At 31.2% G+C, this 20,628-nt stretch carries 22 protein-coding genes and 1 pseudogene; 2 read left to right on the top strand and 21 right to left on the bottom strand.

Features of this window, described 5'->3' with window-relative positions:
* Positions 1-79 precede the first annotated feature (79 nt).
* The 3 genes from LBD57_RS00115 to LBD57_RS00105 all read right to left on the bottom strand — a co-directional run bounded on the left by LBD57_RS00115 (position 80) and on the right by LBD57_RS00105 (position 4,546).
* Entirely contained in the window at positions 80-2,701 is a 2,622-nt protein-coding gene (locus LBD57_RS00115; RefSeq protein WP_373469322.1) for a tetratricopeptide repeat protein, read from the bottom strand.
* A gap of 191 nt (positions 2,702-2,892) precedes the next feature.
* Positions 2,893-3,129 (bottom strand): hypothetical protein, encoded by a 237-nt coding sequence (locus LBD57_RS00110; protein ID WP_373469321.1) that lies wholly within the window; start codon positions 3,127-3,129, stop codon positions 2,893-2,895.
* A gap of 28 nt (positions 3,130-3,157) precedes the next feature.
* Complete coding sequence (locus tag LBD57_RS00105; protein ID WP_373469320.1) at positions 3,158-4,546, bottom strand: CCA tRNA nucleotidyltransferase; 1,389 nt, start codon at positions 4,544-4,546, stop codon at positions 3,158-3,160.
* Between the two features lie 35 nt (positions 4,547-4,581).
* On the opposite strand from LBD57_RS00105, the gene LBD57_RS00100 reads away from it, so the two are divergent.
* Together LBD57_RS00100 and LBD57_RS00095 are read left to right on the top strand one after the other, a co-directional pair.
* Positions 4,582-4,743 (top strand): hypothetical protein, encoded by a 162-nt coding sequence (locus tag LBD57_RS00100; protein WP_373469319.1) that lies wholly within the window; start codon positions 4,582-4,584, stop codon positions 4,741-4,743.
* Positions 4,744-5,198: 455 nt separating this feature from the next.
* Positions 5,199-5,435 (top strand): hypothetical protein, encoded by a 237-nt coding sequence (locus LBD57_RS00095; RefSeq protein WP_373469318.1) that lies wholly within the window; start codon positions 5,199-5,201, stop codon positions 5,433-5,435.
* A gap of 313 nt (positions 5,436-5,748) precedes the next feature.
* Here LBD57_RS00095 and purB read toward each other — a convergent pair whose 3' ends face one another.
* From purB to LBD57_RS00005, 18 genes and pseudogenes are all read right to left on the bottom strand, one after another.
* A complete protein-coding gene (gene purB / locus LBD57_RS00090) occupies positions 5,749-7,044 on the bottom strand; it encodes an adenylosuccinate lyase (protein ID WP_373469317.1) in 1,296 nt (431 codons plus the stop codon).
* Between the two features lie 16 nt (positions 7,045-7,060).
* Positions 7,061-7,678: a phosphoribosylglycinamide formyltransferase gene (purN, locus tag LBD57_RS00085; protein ID WP_373469316.1), complete on the bottom strand. Its 618-nt coding sequence runs from the start codon at positions 7,676-7,678 to the stop codon at positions 7,061-7,063.
* Positions 7,675-8,637: a phosphoribosylformylglycinamidine cyclo-ligase gene (gene purM, locus LBD57_RS00080; RefSeq protein WP_373469315.1), complete on the bottom strand. Its 963-nt coding sequence runs from the start codon at positions 8,635-8,637 to the stop codon at positions 7,675-7,677. The genes purN and purM overlap by 4 nt, the downstream gene beginning before the upstream one ends.
* 12 nt (positions 8,638-8,649) lie before the next feature.
* Entirely contained in the window at positions 8,650-9,951 is a 1,302-nt protein-coding gene (locus LBD57_RS00075; protein WP_373469314.1) for a sodium/glutamate symporter, read from the bottom strand.
* 288 nt (positions 9,952-10,239) lie between these two features.
* Complete coding sequence (gene pyrE / locus LBD57_RS00070; RefSeq protein ID WP_373469313.1) at positions 10,240-10,815, bottom strand: orotate phosphoribosyltransferase; 576 nt, start codon at positions 10,813-10,815, stop codon at positions 10,240-10,242.
* Positions 10,775-11,458, bottom strand: coding sequence for a LysE family transporter (locus LBD57_RS00065; RefSeq protein ID WP_373469312.1), 684 nt, complete (start codon positions 11,456-11,458; stop codon positions 10,775-10,777). The genes pyrE and LBD57_RS00065 overlap by 41 nt, the downstream gene beginning before the upstream one ends.
* Positions 11,459-12,103 carry an orotidine-5'-phosphate decarboxylase gene (gene pyrF, locus LBD57_RS00060; protein WP_373469311.1) on the bottom strand — a complete coding sequence of 215 codons (645 nt, stop codon included), beginning with the start codon at positions 12,101-12,103 and terminating at the stop codon, positions 11,459-11,461.
* A 42-nt stretch (positions 12,104-12,145) separates the two neighbouring features.
* Positions 12,146-13,069 carry a dihydroorotate dehydrogenase gene (locus LBD57_RS00055; protein ID WP_373469310.1) on the bottom strand — a complete coding sequence of 308 codons (924 nt, stop codon included), beginning with the start codon at positions 13,067-13,069 and terminating at the stop codon, positions 12,146-12,148.
* Positions 13,066-13,431, bottom strand: coding sequence for a hypothetical protein (locus tag LBD57_RS00050; RefSeq protein ID WP_373469309.1), 366 nt, complete (start codon positions 13,429-13,431; stop codon positions 13,066-13,068). Before LBD57_RS00050 ends, LBD57_RS00055 begins: the two co-directional genes overlap by 4 nt.
* A 19-nt stretch (positions 13,432-13,450) precedes the next feature.
* Complete coding sequence (locus tag LBD57_RS00045) at positions 13,451-13,687, bottom strand: hypothetical protein (protein WP_373469308.1); 237 nt, start codon at positions 13,685-13,687, stop codon at positions 13,451-13,453.
* Positions 13,653-14,490 (bottom strand): annotated as a pseudogene (locus LBD57_RS00040) (site-specific DNA-methyltransferase). Before LBD57_RS00040 ends, LBD57_RS00045 begins: the two are co-directional and overlap by 35 nt.
* Positions 14,491-15,237: a dihydroorotate dehydrogenase electron transfer subunit gene (locus LBD57_RS00035; protein WP_373469307.1), complete on the bottom strand. Its 747-nt coding sequence runs from the start codon at positions 15,235-15,237 to the stop codon at positions 14,491-14,493.
* Between the two features lie 75 nt (positions 15,238-15,312).
* Positions 15,313-16,581 carry a dihydroorotase gene (locus LBD57_RS00030; RefSeq protein WP_373469306.1) on the bottom strand — a complete coding sequence of 423 codons (1,269 nt, stop codon included), beginning with the start codon at positions 16,579-16,581 and terminating at the stop codon, positions 15,313-15,315.
* Positions 16,565-17,503 (bottom strand): aspartate carbamoyltransferase catalytic subunit, encoded by a 939-nt coding sequence (locus LBD57_RS00025; RefSeq protein WP_373469305.1) that lies wholly within the window; start codon positions 17,501-17,503, stop codon positions 16,565-16,567. Before LBD57_RS00025 ends, LBD57_RS00030 begins: the two co-directional genes overlap by 17 nt.
* A 209-nt stretch (positions 17,504-17,712) precedes the next feature.
* Positions 17,713-18,246 (bottom strand): bifunctional pyr operon transcriptional regulator/uracil phosphoribosyltransferase PyrR, encoded by a 534-nt coding sequence (pyrR, locus tag LBD57_RS00020; protein ID WP_373469304.1) that lies wholly within the window; start codon positions 18,244-18,246, stop codon positions 17,713-17,715.
* Positions 18,224-18,778: a 5-(carboxyamino)imidazole ribonucleotide mutase gene (gene purE, locus LBD57_RS00015; RefSeq protein ID WP_373469303.1), complete on the bottom strand. Its 555-nt coding sequence runs from the start codon at positions 18,776-18,778 to the stop codon at positions 18,224-18,226. The genes pyrR and purE overlap by 23 nt, the downstream gene beginning before the upstream one ends.
* Positions 18,765-20,042 carry a phosphoribosylamine--glycine ligase gene (gene purD / locus LBD57_RS00010; RefSeq protein WP_373469302.1) on the bottom strand — a complete coding sequence of 426 codons (1,278 nt, stop codon included), beginning with the start codon at positions 20,040-20,042 and terminating at the stop codon, positions 18,765-18,767. Before purD ends, purE begins: the two co-directional genes overlap by 14 nt.
* Before the next feature lie 13 nt (positions 20,043-20,055).
* Positions 20,056-20,367, bottom strand: a complete 312-nt coding sequence (locus LBD57_RS00005; RefSeq protein ID WP_373469301.1) for a hypothetical protein — start codon at positions 20,365-20,367, stop codon at positions 20,056-20,058.
* Between the last annotated feature and the right edge of the window lie 261 nt (positions 20,368-20,628).

Raw genomic sequence — 20,628 nt, 5'->3', positions numbered from 1 at the left:
AAAATGTCCGAGCTATAAATTTTATTAGTTTTTTATCTTTATGTCAATACTAAACTTTAATATATTAGATATAAAACTTTTAAGATAAAGCTTGTATTTCTTGTTCTATAATTTTTATAGACTTTAAATCGTACTTTTTTGCATTATTATAATTTTCTAAAGCTTTATCCTTTTGCCCTCGCTTTGCATAAATTCTTGCAAGTCCAAGATACCCGCCACCATTTTTAGGATTTAATTCTATTATCTTAGAAAAATCAGAGAAAGCTAAATCTTCTTTGCCCTGCAATACATAAATTTCTGCTCTCCTAAGATAAGGCAAAAATAAATTAGGGACAAACTTTATTGACATATTTAAATCTTGTAGTTCTTTATCAGTATCTTGTAGTTGATGATAAATCTCAGCTCTAAGATTATATGCCTTTACATACTCTTGATCTTGTGCAAAAATACCTTCTATATCTTTTAAAGCCATATCAAATTTTTTATTTTTATAGTTAATATTAGCTCTATTAAAAAGAATATCTACATTTGACCCTGTTGGTGTTGAAACCACTGATTCATGAGAATTCGCCTCTGAAATTGGTTCAGGTTCCACAACTTGACTCTGATTTTGTTGTTGTATTTGAAGAGACTCTGGCTCTTGAATTGATTCTACTTTTTCCTGATCTATTGGTGTTTGTACATCTACACAAGAATCTTTCTTTTGAACATCTCCCTGTTCAACTTTTGTTACATCTGAAACTTGTAGTTGTTCTTGGGATGTCTGTTGTGAAATTACATCCGACTTGAAAACCTTTTCTGGTCCAGTTTTTGAATCCAGTATCTGACTTGTATTATGGCTTGCCTCTCTAAGTTGCTCAGAACTAGACTCAACAAGTGGTTCTGATTTTTGCATCAAGGCTTCTTCTTTCTGAGAAGCCGAAACTGATGTTTGTGGTCCTCTTGCTTGTGTCTCCTGAGTCAGATTCGTTGTTGATTCCTGGGTTTTATTATTTTCTGGCTCCTGTTTAGACAAAGATTCTATATTTCTCATAAGCGATGGATTTATAGATAAAGCTTTTTCCATATCTTCTTTTGCTTTAGCAGACTTACCTAATTTCTCATACACATAGGAACGTTGTTTATAAAAATCTGCTTTTGTAGTATCTAAACTTATAGCTAACGTATAGTCTTGTAAAGCCTGTTTGTATTTTTCATGTTTTATTAAAAATTCAGCTTTTTCAACAAGTATATTTAAACTTGATTCCAACTTATAAGCTTTTTCGTAATCCTTACCTGCTTGATCAAAAAATCCTTCTTTATCACAAACTCTGGCTCTAAGCAAATAATATTTATATTCTTTAGAATTCATATCTATAATTTTTGAAACATCTCTAAGAGCTGCATCAAAATTACCAATTTCATATTCAGTCTGAGATCTATAATAAAAAGTAATTTCATCTCTAACACCGACATCAACAGCTTTTTTTAAATACCTTTGAGCCTCTTCAAATTTATTTAATTTAAAACTACAAATCCCAATGTATTTATAAATTTCATTTTCACTTTCGCTAATTTTAAGCTCTAAGGTTTGTTTCATATAATCATAACATTCATCATATTTTTCAAGATTATAAAGCATTACTCCTTTAAAATATTTAGCGCTTATATTATCAGGCCGAAGTTGTATAACTTTATTTACATCATCAAGGGCTTTACGATAATATTCTTTTGAAGCATTATATTCTGCTCTTATGGCATAACTTCTTGCATTGTTTTCATCTAAAGATATTGCTTTTTCAATATTTTCTAAAAACTCATCATCTTTGTTTAGATTTAAATAATACGCAGCTCTTCCCTGTAAAACATCTACATTAGATGGACTTATCTCCAAAGCTTGATCGTATAATGGTAAAACTTTTTTGGAATCGCCATTTAAAGTATAAAGATCTGCTAAAGCAAGCAAAACAGAAATATCTTTTGATTGAGTAAGTTCCTGAGCTTTTTTATAGTCAGCTTCTGCTTTATCATAATTGTTCCTTTTGATATAAAGGCTTGCTCTTTCCATATAATGCTTAAAATTAGCAGGTTCACTTTTAATAAGTTCATCAAATTTACCAATAGTAACAGTGTTATCTCCTTCTTTTATACTTGTACCGCCATTAACATTTAATTTTTCTTCATTTGAAGCAGAATTATCTTGCCTTCTAATATCACAAGGTAGTTCTTCATCCTTTTCTGTGGTGTCATGTTCTTTCTCAGTATTAGAAATATTTTGATGGGTACTATCTTTAACCTCATCAGACATATTGTCTTGCATTTCTGCTTCATTTTTAGTCTGAGATTCTCTTTCCTTTTTTATTATGTCATCTAAATTTTTAAGTTTATAGCGTATGTCTCTTAATATAGAGTCTCGGTTACTATCAACTGAACTTTGTACAGATGGAGGATTTTGATTTGTGTCTTTGTTAATATTTACAGTATTGACATCTGAATCTACTGTACTTTTATCTTTGATAGAAATGTCTTGACTTTCCTTATCAACAATAATTTCTCCATCTTCTTTAGAAATTAAATTCAACTCTTCTTTAAATTCATGTAGAAGATTTTGTAGCTTTATAGTATTTGAATTAGACAATTTCTGAATTTCTTGGTTTATAGAGTCAATTTGTTTATTTAAACTTTCAATTACACTTCTTTTATTGGAATTATCTTCCTGCATAACTCCTCCTTGAATATTTTAGGGTCTGTCTAAAAAACCCTAATGTATATCCCTGCAGCGCTTTTTTAGGCACTGCAGCGTTAAACACTCCTGTGTTACAAAACTGGTGCTTATCACACAATAACTTGTATTGTCAAATTCACAACAATATATAACGAACTATAAGTTTTTAGACAGACCCTTTAAGTAAATTATTTTTTTTTAATTTTTACACCAACTACAAGGCCTAAGAACATCCCGATTTGCATTGCAAAAATAGCATTGAACGAAATTATCATTCCAACAATTAACCCTACAGCTCCCCCTATAAGCAATCCCTCAATATCATGGTTACGCTCAATTTTTTCTTCTGCCCTAATCTTATTAGGATCAAGCTCATCAGTATTATTTTCTTGAGAAATTTGTTCTTGTTTTTCGTCTTCAGCCATATTTTGGCCCCTTACAATCTAAGAATATCTAGAGACACTTAGCTTTTATGTTTTTAATAATATCTTCTTTACTAATACTAGGATTTTCGATTTGCATTGCTTCAATTTTATCTTTAATATCTTGTATCCACTTCCCTTGAGGCTTGTTAAATATTTTCATTATTTCTCTGCCAGGTATCAAATTGTGCTTTGTGTAAAGCATCTTTTTTGACTCCAAATCTTTGACTCTAGAAAGCAATTCTTCAATATTTTTGACATTACTATACCTACCAAAATCTGCTTTAGAAAGTTCTATTATTAAGTCCACTTCTTTGCCACACCTTTTAACAAATCTACGTATATCAGTATCTGACCAGACGCTAGAATAGCTTTTAGGATACATATGATTTCTAATAATAGAGCTTACCTTCTGTGTAAAATCTTTAGAATATTTAAACCTTTTTAAAACAATTTCTGCAATCTTAGAACTTTCAACATCATGATTATGAAAAGAAATTTTATTATTTTCATTTTTAAAAGTTACGCGTTTTCCTGTATCATGCAAAAGAGCAGACATCCTTATAACGACATCATTTTTTGTCCTATCTAAAACTTTTAAAGAATGTATAAAGACATCGTCTATGTGATACCTGCCAGGCTGTTTAATATTTTTTAGATTTGATATTTCAGGCAAAATCTCTTCTAACAAACCAACATCATCCATCATCAAAAATGCTTTTGAAGGTTCATTTTCTACTAAAATTTTATTTATTTCATCTCTTATACGCTCATAAGACACAATATTTATACGTTTTGATGAAAGCTTCATTGAATTATATGTGTCTTGCTCTATGGTAAACCCTAATTGTAAATGTTGCTTAATAGCTCTTAAAATTCTTAGAGGATCTTGCTCAAAAATTATTTTTGAATTTTGGGCATCTGCTACCCTAATAATTTTTTTTTCAATATCACTAAGACCATTGGAAGTAAAATCTAAGATAGTATTATCGTTGAGCTTTAAAAACAAAGCATTTATAGTAAAGTCTCTTCTTAAAGCATCTTGTTGCAAGGATGTAACTTGAGTATCTGGATTTCTAGAATTTAAATTATAACATTCTTTCCTGGGCATTACAAATTCAACTTCTTCATTATCGACTATCAATTTAGCAGTGCCAAATCTTTCAAAAATAACAGGACTACTCAAATTATATTTTTTAGATAAAATTTTAGAGAAGTTTATGCCTGCAAACCTTTTATTTTCGTCATTATCATTATTTTTTAGACATACCATTATATCTAAGTCTTTTGATTGTCTATTTAAAATAATATCTCTTACAAATCCGCCTACTATATATACATCAAAATTATATTCATTTGCTGTAACTGTAATTTTATCAACTATAGACTTATATTTATCAGGTATGACTATATTTTTCATACAATTATTATAACAAATTAAAAAAATCCTAACACATGAGAGATTATTTAAAAAAACATGGAAGAGTTGTAGATTTTAATGGAGAAGTTTATAGTGTTTTTTTAGAAAATGGCTTACACTGTGTTTTTAATAAGGTTACAACAGAAGAGATTCCTAGAGAGTTAATAGCTTCAAAATTTCTAAGAAATTGGGCGTAGGGAATACCCTCCCACAAATTATGTAACACTTGCCTTACCTATCAAGGATCAAATGATTTAAAAAAACGGGTATTTAAGTTTATTTGTCGACACCCATATTGATCTAGCAAAATACACAGATCAGGAATTTTTTGATCTACTTGACAAAATGGACCTTCAAGAAGTAGCAAATTTTAAAATATTTAATTTCATTTTCGGAAATTATGATGTAGGTTATACACAATACATTAATTTATAAGCTTAATGACAAACTTTATCCTATTTTAATAGATAACGAAGGAATTGCCAATGAAAAAATTGTTGAATATGGAGAGGTCCCTTTTGTAAGAACTCATTATTTTGATTCTGTTGATAATTTGCCTTCTTGTGTTTTTAGCACTTCACCTTGTGTCAAAGATTCAAGATCTCTTTTTAAAAAATATGGGTATTCTCCTCCAATCTACAAACATAATTTTATGATTTTTAAAAATTCATATTGGCTGCAGTTTAGTGGCAAAGATCATGCTGTTCGTATTAAAAAATTACTATATCCAGATTTTATACCTGAAAACAAAAAAAATTTTAAAAAAATGGACCGCAGAGAACTTCTTAATATTTTTCCGCAAGACAAAACTATAAAATCTAGGATAAATAGATTAATCGATCAAATTTTAGAGCGAAGAGATATGCTTATTAACACTTGCCAAAAATAATTTAAAGATCTTAATTCTTTTTCTTTGATATCTGGATAATAAATAATAATGTTTTCTAAACAATCATTATAATTAATATTTATAGGATTAATACCGACCAAAATGGGTAATTCAAGCGCAACTTATTATATTGCACTTATCTAAAATGCTTAATAAATTATAGAATTAGGCAGATTATCAAAAAAAGTGTTGAACAATATGAAAAGAAGGAAGTTTTATACTAATCACCATAAGATGGATAAAAAATCACTCTTTTGCTTTTGAGTTGATAGGATAAATATAATTTTGACAGTTTTTTGATAATTAATTTATACTACTTTTGAAAAACATGTTTAAATATATAATCTATATTTTTAAACTGAGCATTGATATTACAGTCTCTTTTTATTTCTTTATCTGTTAAATACTTACTTATTTTTCTACTTTTTAAACAAGCTTCTTCTAAAGATATTCTATTATCCTTAGCATCAAAAGCAACCTCTTGTACAATTTCATAAGATTCTTCTCTAGATAAACCTTTATCAACTAAAGCAAGAAGTAATGTTCCAGAAAAAATAATGTCTTTTGTTTTATCTAAATTAGCCTGCATATTTTCAGGATAAATATTAAGTCCCAAAAGTAAATTTTGCATTCTTACAAGCATATAATGTAAAGTTATAGAAGCATCTGGCAGCATGATTCTTTCCGTAGATGAATGGCTTATATCTCTTTCATGCCAAAGCGCAACACTTTCCATGGCAGTTACAGCATAGCCCCTTAAAAGTCTGGCAAGACCACAGATATTTTCTGAAATTATTGGATTTCTTTTATGTGGCATTGATGAAGATCCTTTTTGCCCTTTAGTGAAAGGTTCTTGGAGCTCTGCTACTTCTGTTCTTTGTAAATGCCTTATCTCAACAGCAATTCTCTCTAAACAAGTACCTGCTTGAGCAAGGCAAGAAAAATAAACAGAATATCTATCTCTTGGAATTATTTGAGTAGAAACAGGCTCAGGCTTTAATTTCATTTTTTTGCAAACATATTCTTCTATTTTAGGGTCTAAATGTGCCATAGTACCTACAGCCCCAGAAATTTTACCGTAACTTACAGTTTCCAGTGTAAAATTTAACCTGTCCAAAGATCTCATAATTTCGCTATACCAAGAAGCAACTTTAAGGCCAAACGTCATAGGTTCTGCATGAATCCCATGTGTTCTGCCAATCATAGGTGTCATTTTATATTTTTTGGCAAGATTTTTAGTTATGTTAGCCAACTTCTTTGTTTCTTCTATTATAAGGGTTGTAGACTCTCTCAATTGAGCAGCAGTTGCAGTATCCAAAACATCTGATGATGTCATACCTAAATGCAAAAAACTACCTTCTGGCCCTATTGTTTCTGTAACGGCACTTAAAAAAGCTATAACATCATGTTTTACTGTAAGCTCTATTTCGCTAATCCTTTCTACATTAACTTTCGCTTTCTTTTTTATAATCTCTATTGCCTTTTTGGGAACTATGCCAATTTTAGACATGGCTTCTGCTGCAAAAATTTCCACATCAAGCATCTTATGAAATCTATTTTTTTCTGACCAAACTGCAGCCATTTGAGGTTTTGTATAACGAGGAATCATTTTTATTCCCTATCCTTTAATTGGGCCTGTCTAAACCCAATTTAAATTTACTTTCTATAACTTTTTTAATTGCTTGCGGATATATTTGATGTTCTATATTTAAAACCCTCTTTGCAAGTTCTTCTGGTAACTCTTTATCAAAAACATCAACTTCTTTTTGTAAAATTATTCTTCCTGTATCGTACTCTGCTTCAACAAAATGAACTGTAGCTCCTGACTTTTTTTCTTTAGATTCTATAACAGCTTTATGAACATGGTGCCCATACATACCTTTACCTGAAAACTTAGGCAAAATAGATGGATGGATATTTAATATCTTGCCACTGTACTCAGATATTATATCCTCACCTATAAGCATCATATATCCTGCAAGGCAAACTAGATCTATCTTTTCTTTTAGTAATTCTTGTAAAATGGCGTTATTAAAATCTTTTAAATTAGTAAAAGCTTTATTTTGAATACATATAGATTTTATATTTTCGTTTTTCGCTCTTTGCAAAGCGTAAGCATTAACATTATTTGAAATAACTAGAACAACTTCTGCAATATTTTTCAAAATACCACTTTTTGTAGAATCTAGTATAGCTTGCATATTAGTTCCACCTCCAGAAACTAAAACAGCAAGCCTTATCATATTAGTTCTACACCTTTATTGCCTTTTTTAACATAACCTATAATTTTTGCACCCTTTAAAAATTTTTTTACATTTAAAACAACTTCCGGACGCACAATTAAAACCATACCTATACCCATATTTAAAGTTCGATATATGTCTTCATCAGAAATAGCTCCCTGTTTTTGGATAAGTTCAAAAATTTTAGGCACTTTCCATGAACTTTTTTCAATTACAACTTTTATATTTGGCGGTAAAATCCTTGCAATTTTATCATAAAAACTCCCACCTGTAATATGAGCTATGCCTACAATATTTTGCTTTTTAGAATTAAATTTTGAAATAGCAGATAATATTTCTTTGGCATATATTTTTGTAGGAGCAAGCAACTGCTTAGAATATTCTTTTATCTGCACGTCTGATAATACTTTTCTTATTAGAGAGTATCCGTTTGAATGAGGACCACTTGAAGGAAGACCTATAACAACGTCACCAGGTTTTATCTTTGTTCCATTAATTTCTTTATTCTTTTCAACTATACCAACAGCAAAACCAGCCAAATCGTATTCTCCATCTTTGTAAAACCCTGGCATTTCTGCAGTTTCTCCACCTACCAGCTCTGCATTAGAAAGTTTGCAACCTTTAGATATACCTTTAATAACTTGTTCTGCTTGGTTGACATCTAACTTCGCACAAGCAAAATAATCTAAGAAAAACAAAGGCTTTGCGCCAACACATATTAAATCGTTTACATTCATCGCTACAAGATCTATTCCAACAGTGTCATGCCTATTTAATAGAAATGCAAGTTTAAGTTTTGTACCTACCCCATCTGCAGAACTGACAAGACTATATTTAGATCCATTTATAGGAAATAGTCCTCCAAATCCTCCAATTTTAGGAAGTTTTTTTTTAATTCTTTTTATAAGTTCATTGCCTGCATCAATATTTACTCCAGCTTTTTTGTAAGCAATAGACATTATTATCCCATCCTATTTAAATAAATTAGCAAAAAACATAATTAACAATGCATTAGTAAAATCAATTAAAAAAGCGCTTACTATAGGAACGACAAAAAAAGCTTTTACTGCAGTTCCATGTTTAGATGATAAAGTTTGCATATTTGCCAAAGCGTTTGGAGTAGCGCCTAAACCAAAACCAACAAATCCTGCAGACATAACTGTAGACTCATAATCTTTACCAAGCAACTTAAAAACAAAAAAGTAAGCTATTAAAACTACAAGTATCATTTGTGCTATCAACATAACAAAAATAGGAAGTGCTAGATCCGACAACTGTCTCAAATTTAAAGTACTTATAGCCATTGCAACAAAAATAGCAAGAGAAATATCTGATATCATACCTACAGCTTTTGTATCTATCTCAAACCATTTTGAAAAATCGCCTATATTGCGAAACGTTACAGCTACAATCATTGCAACCAAATAAGCAGGTAACAATATACCGACTTTACTAAAATAATAGCTAAGTGCAGAACCTATACCCATAGACATAAGAATCCAAGAAAGGGTTCTCATTAAACGATGTCCGCTGACTAAATCTTCTTCTTCATCGTAAGATGGTGCAGTAATAACACCTTCTTCTTCTGCCAAAGCACCAACTTCTTCATAATCTGAAGAACGGTCACCTGTGTTGCTTATAAATTGGTCTTGCATTTTCTCCAAATTAGGAGTAATTATTTTGCGTCTCTTTATAATCCATTCTGATAACGGACCACCTAAAGCGGAACCTGCAATCATTCCAAAAGTAGCACAGGTAAGACCTGCTGTCATGGCTCCGTTTACACCAAAACTATTTTCAAAGAAACTTCCAAAAGTACCTGCTGTACCTAATCCGCCTATCATAGATACTGAACCACTAATTATACCTAATAAAGGATTTATGCCAAACAATTTAGATATATAAATGCCTGTCAGGTTTTGAAGCAGAACTGCTATAGCACAAATTCCCCAAAAAACAAATATTAAAACCCCTCCATTAATCAACAACTTATAACTTGCGTTCATCCCAATTGTACAAAAAAACATAATCATCAGCACGTTTTGTAAAGTCGAGTCAAATTGAAAAGCCACAATATTTTGAGATTGCAAAAATGCTCCTAAAATTGCTGCTGTTAAACCACCAATAACAGATGCTGGTATTGACAACTTAACAAAAAAAGGAAGCAATTTTCTTACTAAAACTCCAAAATAATACATGACAACACCTAAAGCTATTGTCTGTATCATATTAAATTTTAAAATTAACATGCCATTTAAAACTTCCGTTTCCATATCACATCTCCTCGCTACCACAGATCTCAAGAGTTGTCCACTAAACTTGCACCCTCTCCCCAAGTAGCTCAATATTTTGGGCCATTAAAACCTTTAAGGTATCATCGCCGCCTTACACGCTTTATTATATTCTTTTTTAAGGAACCATATTCTTTTACTACACCTTTTCGATACTTCTACGACACACAGTGTGTAAAAAAACTTGTGCTCTATCCCACGATAAGCCCTGCGTCTTTGCCTTGCGATGCCAAAAAATTCACTATTTACGATTATACGGAAACACTTCTACTATTTTCTGCTGCCAGGTTTTAATGCAATACTTCCTTGTTTACACATCAAACATTCTTCTTCTTTATAACTTTTAACTTCAAGACTTAAAAGAGAAAAATTCGGAACTCCAAAATTCACTTTGCCTGCGCTTCTATCTACCAGAGAAGCAACCGCTACAATTTTAGCACCTAAAGGTTTAAGTGAATCTATAACTTCTCTAGTTGAAAGACCTGTAGTTATAACATCTTCTACAATCAAAACCTTTTCATTTTCTTTTACAGAAAAACCTCTTCTTAGCAAAACACTGCCATCCACTCTTTCTGTAAATATAGCACGTACTCCTAAAACTCTTGCCATCTCATACCCTATAATCACACCACCCATAGCAGGAGAAACAACAACATCAACTGTTATATTATTCTCTTTAACTTTTTTTGTAAGCTCATGTGCTAAAAATCCTGCTTCTTTAGGATATTGTAAAATTAATGCAGATTGAAAATATGTATCAGAATGAAGACCACTGGAAAGTTTAAAATGACCAGTCAAAAGAGCATTATTTTTTTCGAATAAAGTTTTTAATTCGTCCTGTTGCATTTTTTATAACTCCTAATTTTTGTTTTTTAAAAAATATATTTTTTGCCCCTAAAAATACTAAAATACATCCCATAAAAGAATTTATCAAAGGAACAATAAATTCTGGCAGAACTCTACCTGTAAGACTCCCTATTAAAACTACAAAAGTCATAGATATGGGTGTCGCTAACAAAAAACCTCCTGCAAAAACAATAGTTTCTTTTAACTGCATATTACGTTTACTTAATTCTAAAGAAAAAATCCCAGTAATGAACAATATTGTAATAGGGTTAGCTAACGTTAACCCGCATAACCATATAAATAAATCTTGCCCTTTAAAAGTGTTTGCATCTATAACATGACCTGCTGTTATAAATAAAATACCAAAAATAATTAAAGCTGTACCAACAACAATATCAAAAACTCGCTCATAATGTTGTATTTTCTTTACAAGTGCAGATATAGATAATACCGATAAACACACATAAACAATATCTGCTAAAGTTATACCTATAACACCTAAAAGAAGCTTAGATATTGGTAAAAACAAAGAAAGACGAAACATCAACATGCAAATAGGTCCTATACCGCCAACTTGTAAGAGAAGACCTATTTTTAAACCACTTTTAAACAATTGATTTGTGTTTTTAGTAGATAGGCCCATTTATAATTTTTCTACAGCCTCATAAATGTTTTTTGCAGCTTCAGCTGGATTTGGAGATTCTATAATTGGCCTTCCAATAACTATAAAATCAGCACCGGCCTTAACAGCAGATTCTGGTGTTGCAACTCTTTTTTGATCATCTTCTATTTTTACTGGTCTTATTCCAGGTGTTACAACATCAAAATTAGATCCACATCCTTTCTTTATTATAGGTATTTCCAAAGGCGACGCTATAACCCCATCTATTCCACAAGATTTTGTTAGTTTTGCTCTTCTTAAAACTTCTTCAGCTGTTGTAATTTGGCTAGTCAAAACAGTAACTGCCCAAATTTTGGGTCTATTTTCAACAGACGAGGCAGATTTTAACATTTCTTCTCCACCAATAGAATGAACCGTTAAGCTAAACACACCAAGATCTCTAGCAGATTCTACAGAGCGTTTAACTGTCGCAGGTATATCATGAAACTTTAAATCTAAAAAAATTTCTTTACCATTGTCTTTTAGCATTTTAATTATTTCCCTACCTGATTGTAAAAACAGTATAGGGCCAACTTTATAAAGATCTATGTACTGAGAAGTTTTTTCTACAAGGTCTTGGGCCTTTTTAAAATCATAAACATCTAAAGCTAAAATTGTTCTTTTCATTTTTTTATCTTACCTTCTACTTAATTGGTCTTTCTAAAAATCTTAACAAGCATCTTTTGCAGTATTTAACATACCGACAATTCTTTTAATATCTTTTATACTTTTTTCTTTTAAAATCTTTTCAATTTCATATACAATTTCTAACAATCTTTTTGGAGAAACCAAACTTGCGCTCCCAACACTAACAACACTGGCTCCCACAAGCATAAATTCCAATGCATCTTCTCCAGTTTCTATTCCCCCGCATCCTATAATTGGAATATCTATCTTTTGATAAGCATCATAAACGCAACGAACAGACATAGGTTTAATACATGCCCCAGACATCCCTCCCTTAATGGTAGAAAGCTTATACTTAAAGGTCTTAACATCTATAGCCATCGCAGGGTAAGTATTTGCAAGAGTCACAGCATCTGCACCTGCATCCTGTGCACATAAAGCAAGCTCTGCAATATCTGTAACAAGAGGAGAAAGTTTTGCAATAACAGGAACTTCAGATACTTTTTTTACATTTTTTATTATGTCACTAACCAAAGGCAAGTCATGGCAAATTATTTTCTTTTTCAAGTTAGGACAAGACAAATTAAGTTCTATTGCCGATATCACATTTTGAATACTTAGTATTTTTGAAACATCAACATACTCATTAACAGTAGTTCCTGCAACGCTAACTATTATAGGGACTCCAACTTTATTTAATTTTTCAAGAGGCTCTTCAATAAACGCTTTAACTCCTATATTCTGTAACCCTATGGTGTTTAGCATCCCAGAAGAAACTTCTGCGATTCTAGGTTGGAGATTTCCTAATCGAGGCTCTAAAGTAATTGTTTTTGTTACAATCGCACCAAGCTTGTTTAAAGGAATTAAGTCTGCAAGTTCATACCCATAACCAAACGTTCCAGAGGCAGTAAGTACAGGATTTTTTAACTTGATTCCCAAAAAATCTACATTTAAACTTGGCTTCATTTTGAATTCTCAAATATTTTTTTGATTAAAGTTTTTCTCGCATAAAAAGCTCTAGTATTTGATTCATGTCCAATATCTTTTGTTCTTGCTTGTATCCATTTGCCATCTCTTCCTGTTAGACTTGCAAAACCTTCCGTTGCAAGTTTATTTCTTATAAAATCATAATCTGCTTTAATTTCACTAATTAGCTCACCATCATCGGTGAAATCAAAGCTTGTAACACTTAACAACTTTGCATCTGCAGCGTTTTTTCCATTCCACATTACTGCACAAAAAACCACTGATTTTAATTTTGCCCAACAATGACTATTATAAAAACTAGAATTTATAAGTTCATTTGGATTAATCATTGTTATCGCCATTGTTTCTTTTGGAACTAGTTCATCCTTCTTTTAAATAAAAACTTACTGACTTTAATTCAAAATTTAATCCATTTGGCGCTTTTGAAATATTTGTATCAAGTCCTGCCAACTTTTCAAGAACTAAACCTTTCCATCCTTTATTTTGTTTACCAGTCTCAAAAGTTGTAATTTTATACTTTAAAGCCAAACTTCTTAAATCCTGTCCTATATATTTTTTTAAATTAATTATTGCATTTGCTCTTGTTATTATTTTCATTTTTTATTTTTGCATTATATTTTTTAGGCACAAAATTATTATATCTTTTTATAGATAAATCTAAATATTTTTTCTCTGTATCAATACCAATAAATCTTCTACTATTTAAAACAGCAGCTATGCCTGTTGTTGAACTTCCAGCAAAAGGGTCTAAAACAATATCTCCTTCTTTTGTACTTGCAAGGATAATTCTTTTTAATAAATCTAATGGTTTTTGAGTAGGATGCCTGCCAAATATTTTTTCAGAAGGCTTCGATGTTCCTATTGACCATACACTTCTCATCTGGAGTCCATCTTTTTTTAAAGAATCTTCTTTCCATTGCCCATTTTTCATTAAATCGTAATTAAATATGTGCTTGCCTTTTTTTTCTCTTCTAGCCCATATTAATGTTTCATGACTTGCAGTAAAAAACGACAACTTAAATTAGGAGCAGCGTTAGGCTTAAACCATACTATATCATTTAAAAATGGTACTCGTTTATTTCTAAAGCTACACCACATTGATAAATAGAATGATAAGTTCCGCTTATCCAAATAGTACCATTGGGTTTTAATATTCTTTTACAAGCTTTCAACCATTCAACATGGAATCCTAAATTCTTAGCTGCACCATTACCTAAATCCCAATCACCTTTTTTTACACTGGCACGCTTCCCAGAGTGACACGTAAAAGTTCCCTTTGACAAAAAATACGGAGGATCAGCAAATATCATATCTACAGAGTTTTCAGCAATTTCTTTTAGTATTTCGATACAGTCACCATTATATAAAGTAAAATTGTCTCTTGAAAAATATTTTTTCATCTACAATTCCACTTGTTCTACTTTAAAAACAGGACCATCTTTGCATGTCATTTTTATAACTCCATCTACCCTTACTGCACAACCTTGGCAATTGCCAACACCACATGCCATTTTTTCTTCAAGACAGACAAAACCCTTTATTCTCTTTTCTTTAGCAATATGTAAGACTTTTTTAAGCATAGGCATTGGGCCACAAGCAAACAAAAAATCGTTATTTTCTAATTTTTCCTCTAATATATCAGTAATATAACCTTTATATCCTTTTGTACCATCTTCTGTAGAAACCACGATTTTCCAACCTATTTTTTTAAATTTATCAAGGCATAGCAAATCTTCTTTTGAACGTGCGCCATAATATAAAGTTCCTTTTTTTGTTAATTTAGCTGCAAGAAAATGTACTGAAGCTATACCTGTACCTCCAGCGACAATAACATAGTTTAAATCTCTATACGTATCTAAGTCATACCCCTTCCCAAGAGGGCCTAAAAATTGAAGTTCGCCTGATTGTATTTTTGAAAGAATAACTGTGCCTTTTCCTACAACTTTATACAAAAAACTTAAAACACCATTTTTAAAATCATATATACTCAACGGACGACGTAAAAAAACGCCTTGTATTCCAATCATAAAAAACTGACCCGGAAAACAATGTTTAATATCATTGGCTTTAACTTTTAATTCAAAATAACCTGTACATAATTCTTTATTGGAAATTATTTTATAAGTTTTATCAAACCTTTTACGCACACACACCTCATATATAAAATTAGGATGCTAAACTAATATTTGGGTCTATCTATATAAAAACCCATCTAATTTATCTTATTTTTGCCAAACAATATTACCATCAACTATAGTCATAACCGAAGCACCTTTAAACTGCCTGCCTAAAAATGGAGAATTTTTACTTTTTGAAATTATACTTTCTTTTTTAAATTCATAGGAATAATTCGGGTCTATAATTGTTACATCTGCAATACTTCCATTTTGAAGTGACCCTCTATTTTTCAAATTAAAAATCTTTGCAGGATTTGAAGTCATCTTTGATATAGCTTCAGATAAACTTAAAATATTTTTATCCACAAGTTCGTTTAATACAAGACTGAGCAATGTCTCAAACCCTATAATTCCAAAAGGTGCTAAGTCAAACTCTTGGTTTTTTTCATCTTGAGTATGAGGCGCGTGGTCTGTAGCTATACAATCTATTGTACCATCTGCAAGTCCTTGTTTTATAGCTTCTACATCTTTTTGTTCTCTAAGAGGAGGATTTATTTTAGTATTTGCATCATATACTTTTACTATATCATCAGTTAAAGTAAAATAATGGGGGCAGGTTTCTGCTGTAACTTGTATACCTTTCTTTTTTGCTTGTCGGACCAGTTCAACAGAGCCTGCTGTAGAAACATGAGCTACATGTAAATATCCACCTGTGAGTTCTGCTAACATTATATCACGACTTACCATAATTTCTTCAGCTTGCTTTGGTATACCTCTAAGACCTAAAATAGTAGAGTTTTTCCCTTCATTCATTACACCATTTTTACTTAGCTCTTTGTCTTCGCTGTGAGAAATGACTGGGAGACTAAACATTTTAGTATACTCTAAAGTACGACGCATAATTTGAGAATTAGATACAGGAAGACCATCATCGCTAACTGCTACAATACCTGCTTTTTTAAGAACTCCTATTTCAGAAAGTTCTTGTCCCAAAGAACCTTTTGTAGCACAACCTATAGGGAACACATTTATTAAACCTTCTTTTTGAGCTTTCAAAAGAATAAACTCTACGGTAGGAGTATTATCTATTACGGGCTTAGTATTAGGCATACAAAAAACTGTTGTTATTCCGCCTTTTGCTGCAGAACTAGTACCTGTATAAATTGTTTCTTTATCTTCTTGACCTGGCTCTCTTAAATGAGCATGAACATCTATAAGACCAGGAACTGCAATCTTGCCATTACCATCAATAACTTTATCTGCTTTTTTAGACAAACTTGGAACAATTTTGCCATTTTCAATGCAAATATCACCAATCAAATCTTTATTACAAGATGGGTCTACTATTCTAATATTTTTAATTTGAAGACTCATTTTTCCTCTTTGGATTTAAAAGATATAAAACTGCCATTCTAACAGCTATACCATTTGTAACTTGCTCATTAATAACAGCATTAGAGCTATCTGCAACATCAGAAGATATTTCTATGCCTCTGTTCATTGGGCCTGGATGCATAATTAAAACGTCTCTTTTTGCAGACTTTAGTTTTTCTTTTGTAAGCTGATAGAGTTCTACATATTCATGAACAGATGGAAAAAGATTTTCCTTTTGACGTTCAAGCTGTATTCTTAAGATGTTTACAACGTCTGCTTGTTTTACAGCCTCATCTAAATTGTAGTATACTTTTACACCCAAGTCCTCTATACCTGTGGGTATCAATGTAGGTGGTCCAGAAACTGCAACTTGCGCGCCCATTTTTGTTAATGCCCATATATTCGATTTAGCAACTCTAGAATGCAGAATATCTCCTACAAGTAAAACTTTTAAACCTTCTAACTTTTTCTTTTTTTCGTATATAGTATATAAGTCCAACAACCCTTGAGTTGGATGCTCGTGAAAACCATCTCCGGCATTTATTATTGAAGCATTTAAGTTTCTGGCTAAGATATTAGGCGCTCCCGCAAGAGAATGCCTAACTATTATGTAGTCTGCTTTCATAGCTTCAAGAGTTTTACCTGTATCTATAAGACTTTCACCTTTAACTACACTAGAAATGTTTACAGGAATATTTACCACATCTGCAGAAAGTCTTTTGGCAGCTATTTCAAAGGATGTTCTAGTACGAGTTGACGGCTCATAGAAAAGAATCACTACAGTCTTACCTATTAATGTTGGAGCTTTTTTTACAGATCTTGTAAAAAGACTTTTAAAAGGTTTTACTGAATCTAAAATTGCTTGCAAATCTTTTTCATCTAGATGTTCAAGACCCAGTAAATCTTTACACTTAAGAAACATTAACATTCCCCTATTTTACGTTGAGTCTCTCTAAAAAAACCTTAATACATGTTCTTACTGTACTTTTTTGGGTACTGCTACGGTAAACACTATGTGTTACAAACTTGCGCTTATCATCCAACAAACCTACGTTTTTACCTTACTTTGTCAAAAAAAACACAGAATTTATATGTTTTAGAGTGGTTAGAGAAACCCTTTCTTTTCAAATATTACAGCTCTACTGTCACTTCATCTACTTCATCTGATTCCTTACAAGTCACTTTTATAAATTTTTGACTCTTATATTTTATACCTAAATAATTTGGTTCTATTGGCAACTCTCTAAAACCTCTATCTATTAAAACAGCAAGTCTTATAGATTTAGGTCTGCCAAAATCCATTAATACATCTAAAGCTGCTCTTACAGTTCTACCTGTATATAAGACATCATCAATCAACACAACATTTTTATGATTTATATCAAATGGAATTTCTGTATCTTTTATTATATGCATCTGAGAACCAAAATTGTCAAGATCATCTCGATAAAGTGTTATATCTAAAGTTCCAAAAGGAATTTGAGATTCTTTAATATTCGCTAATTTTGCAATTCCAGAAATAATTCTTTTAGCTAAAAACACACCCTTATTTTGTATGCCCACGATTGCAAGGTCGTCAATATTTTTATTATCTTCAAAAATTTTTTCTGCAATTTTGTTCACATTATCTTGAAATTGTTTATCATTTAATATAATTTTTGTCATTCTCTTTAGCTGACCTTTTAAGATATTTGTCTATTCCATCTTTTTGAAGTTTTAAATCTTCTTTTACAACAATGTTTGCAATTTTTACTTTATATCTTTTTAACTTTTCTTTTAAATTATCGTTATTTATTGCTAAGATCTGCACAGCTAAAATTGCAGCATTTACTGCTCCTGCCTTACCTACCGCAACTGTTGCAACAGGCACACCTTTGGGCATTTGAGCTATAGAAAATAAAGAATCTAAACCAGAAAGAGTTTTTCCATCCACGGGAACACCTATTACAGGTAAAATAGTTTGTGAAGCTATAACTCCCGGTAAAGCGGCTGACATACCAGCTACTGCTACAAAAACTTTAACCCCTGCGCTAATTGCACCTTCTATACATTGCTTTAAATGGTCTGTTGTTCTGTGAGCTGAAGCAATATTTAAACTATACGATAATCCAAACTCTTTTAAAATAGTAATTGTCTCTTGTATTAAATTTAAGTCAGAGTTAGACCCAACAAGAATAGAAATATCAACTTTTTTCATTTAAAGCTCTCCATGCAATGTCCTTTCTAAAATGCATATTATCAAAGTAAACAAGATTTATATTAGAATAAACTTTATTTATAGCATCTTTTATAGTCTCAGAGATAGAAGTAATTCCAAGAACTCTACCGCTAGATGTGACGAGTCTTCCATTAACAGATTTTACTCCAGCATAAAATATTATTGTGTCTCTCCCAGAAATATTTTCTAAACCTGTTATTTCAAAGCCTGTTTTAAAACTTTCTGGATATCCCCCTGAAACAAGCACTACACAGACTGAAAACTTATTTTTCCATTTAATTTGTAAGTTTAAAAGTTTTTGATTTAAAATCGCAATACATATATCAGATAAATTAGTTTCTAATAAGGGCAACACAGCTTGCGCTTCAGGATCGCCAAAACGACAATTAAACTCTAAAACATATGGCAAACCACCATTTACAATTATGCCTACGTATAAAATACCCTTATATTCTAATTTTTCTTGACAAACACCATAAATAACTTTTTTTACTATATTTTGTACTTGTTTATTAAGCTGTTCAGTATCAAGAGATGCTGGAGCATACGCACCCATACCACCAGTATTTAGCCCTTTATCTCCATCACTTACTCTTTTATGATCTTGAGAAGCCGGCATTAAAGAATAAGAAATACCATCTGTAAAAACTAAATAAGAAAGTTCTTCCCCATCTATATACTCTTCTACAAGTATATTAGTTCCCGCACTACCTAAAATTTTTTCAAACATTATTTTGTGCACAATATCTTTTGCTTCTTTTTTACATGAGCATACGTGTACCCCTTTACCCGCAGCAAGACCATCTGCTTTTATTACAATTTTCCTATTATCATCTAAAGTATCTATATAATTTAAAGCATTATTTAAATCTGAAAAAGAATTATACTTTGCAGTTGGAATACCATACTTACTCATAAATTGCTTTGAATATATTTTACTTGACTCTAACTTTGAAGCATTTTTAGAAGGACCTATTATTTTTAAACCACAAGAATTAAAATAATCTACTATTCCTAAAGATAAAGGTAATTCAGAGCCAACAAAAGTAAAATCTATTTTGTTGACTTTAACAAAATCTACCAAATTTTCAAAATCGCAAGTAGAAATATTTACAATTTCAGCTATTTTTGCAATGCCATCATTCCCTGGAGCACAATATATTTTTTTTACATTAGCATTTTTAGCAAACTGCCAACATATTGCACTTTCTCTTCCACCGGAACCTATAACTAATATTTTCATTAAAATCCCAGAATTAAAAAATATACTCATCAAAAAACTTAATTGTAGCTATAAAAGCTAAAAAAGCTACAATAAAGGCTACTATCATTGCTCTCCAATTCTGCTTTATTGCCCATCCCATTTTGCCATGAGCATTTTTGATATCTCTAATTTCAAATGCATATTGACTACGTATTTCTTTACTTAAATCTGCATATTCTGTAAAATTTTCGCAAGATTCATTTTCTGGCAACCATCTTCTTTTTACCATACAAAAGACTTTTCCATTCCCTTTATCATCAACAACATTATCTCCTTGAAATAAACAATTTACACAAAAACCCATTTTTTATTCCTTTTTGTAAAATTTATATACAATGAGACTTTAGTAGTTTAGATTTATAATTATTATATTTCAAATAAGCAATAAAAGCAACTTATTGATGATTAATTCAAGTTGTTAATGCAAAATTAAATGTTTTCAAATCTACAAGCAATTTCTTTGTTCTCACTAAACACTATACCTAAAAGTATTGGATTCTTGTTTTTATACTTCTGGTAGTACTTATTGTCTCTTATCTGTCTCATTGCTTCTTTTAGCATTTCC

The organism is Candidatus Endomicrobiellum cubanum (genome assembly GCF_031278955.1).
GTDB classification, from domain to species: domain Bacteria; phylum Elusimicrobiota; class Endomicrobiia; order Endomicrobiales; family Endomicrobiaceae; genus Endomicrobiellum; species Endomicrobiellum cubanum.
This window is presented reverse-complemented; position numbering and strand designations above follow the sequence as displayed.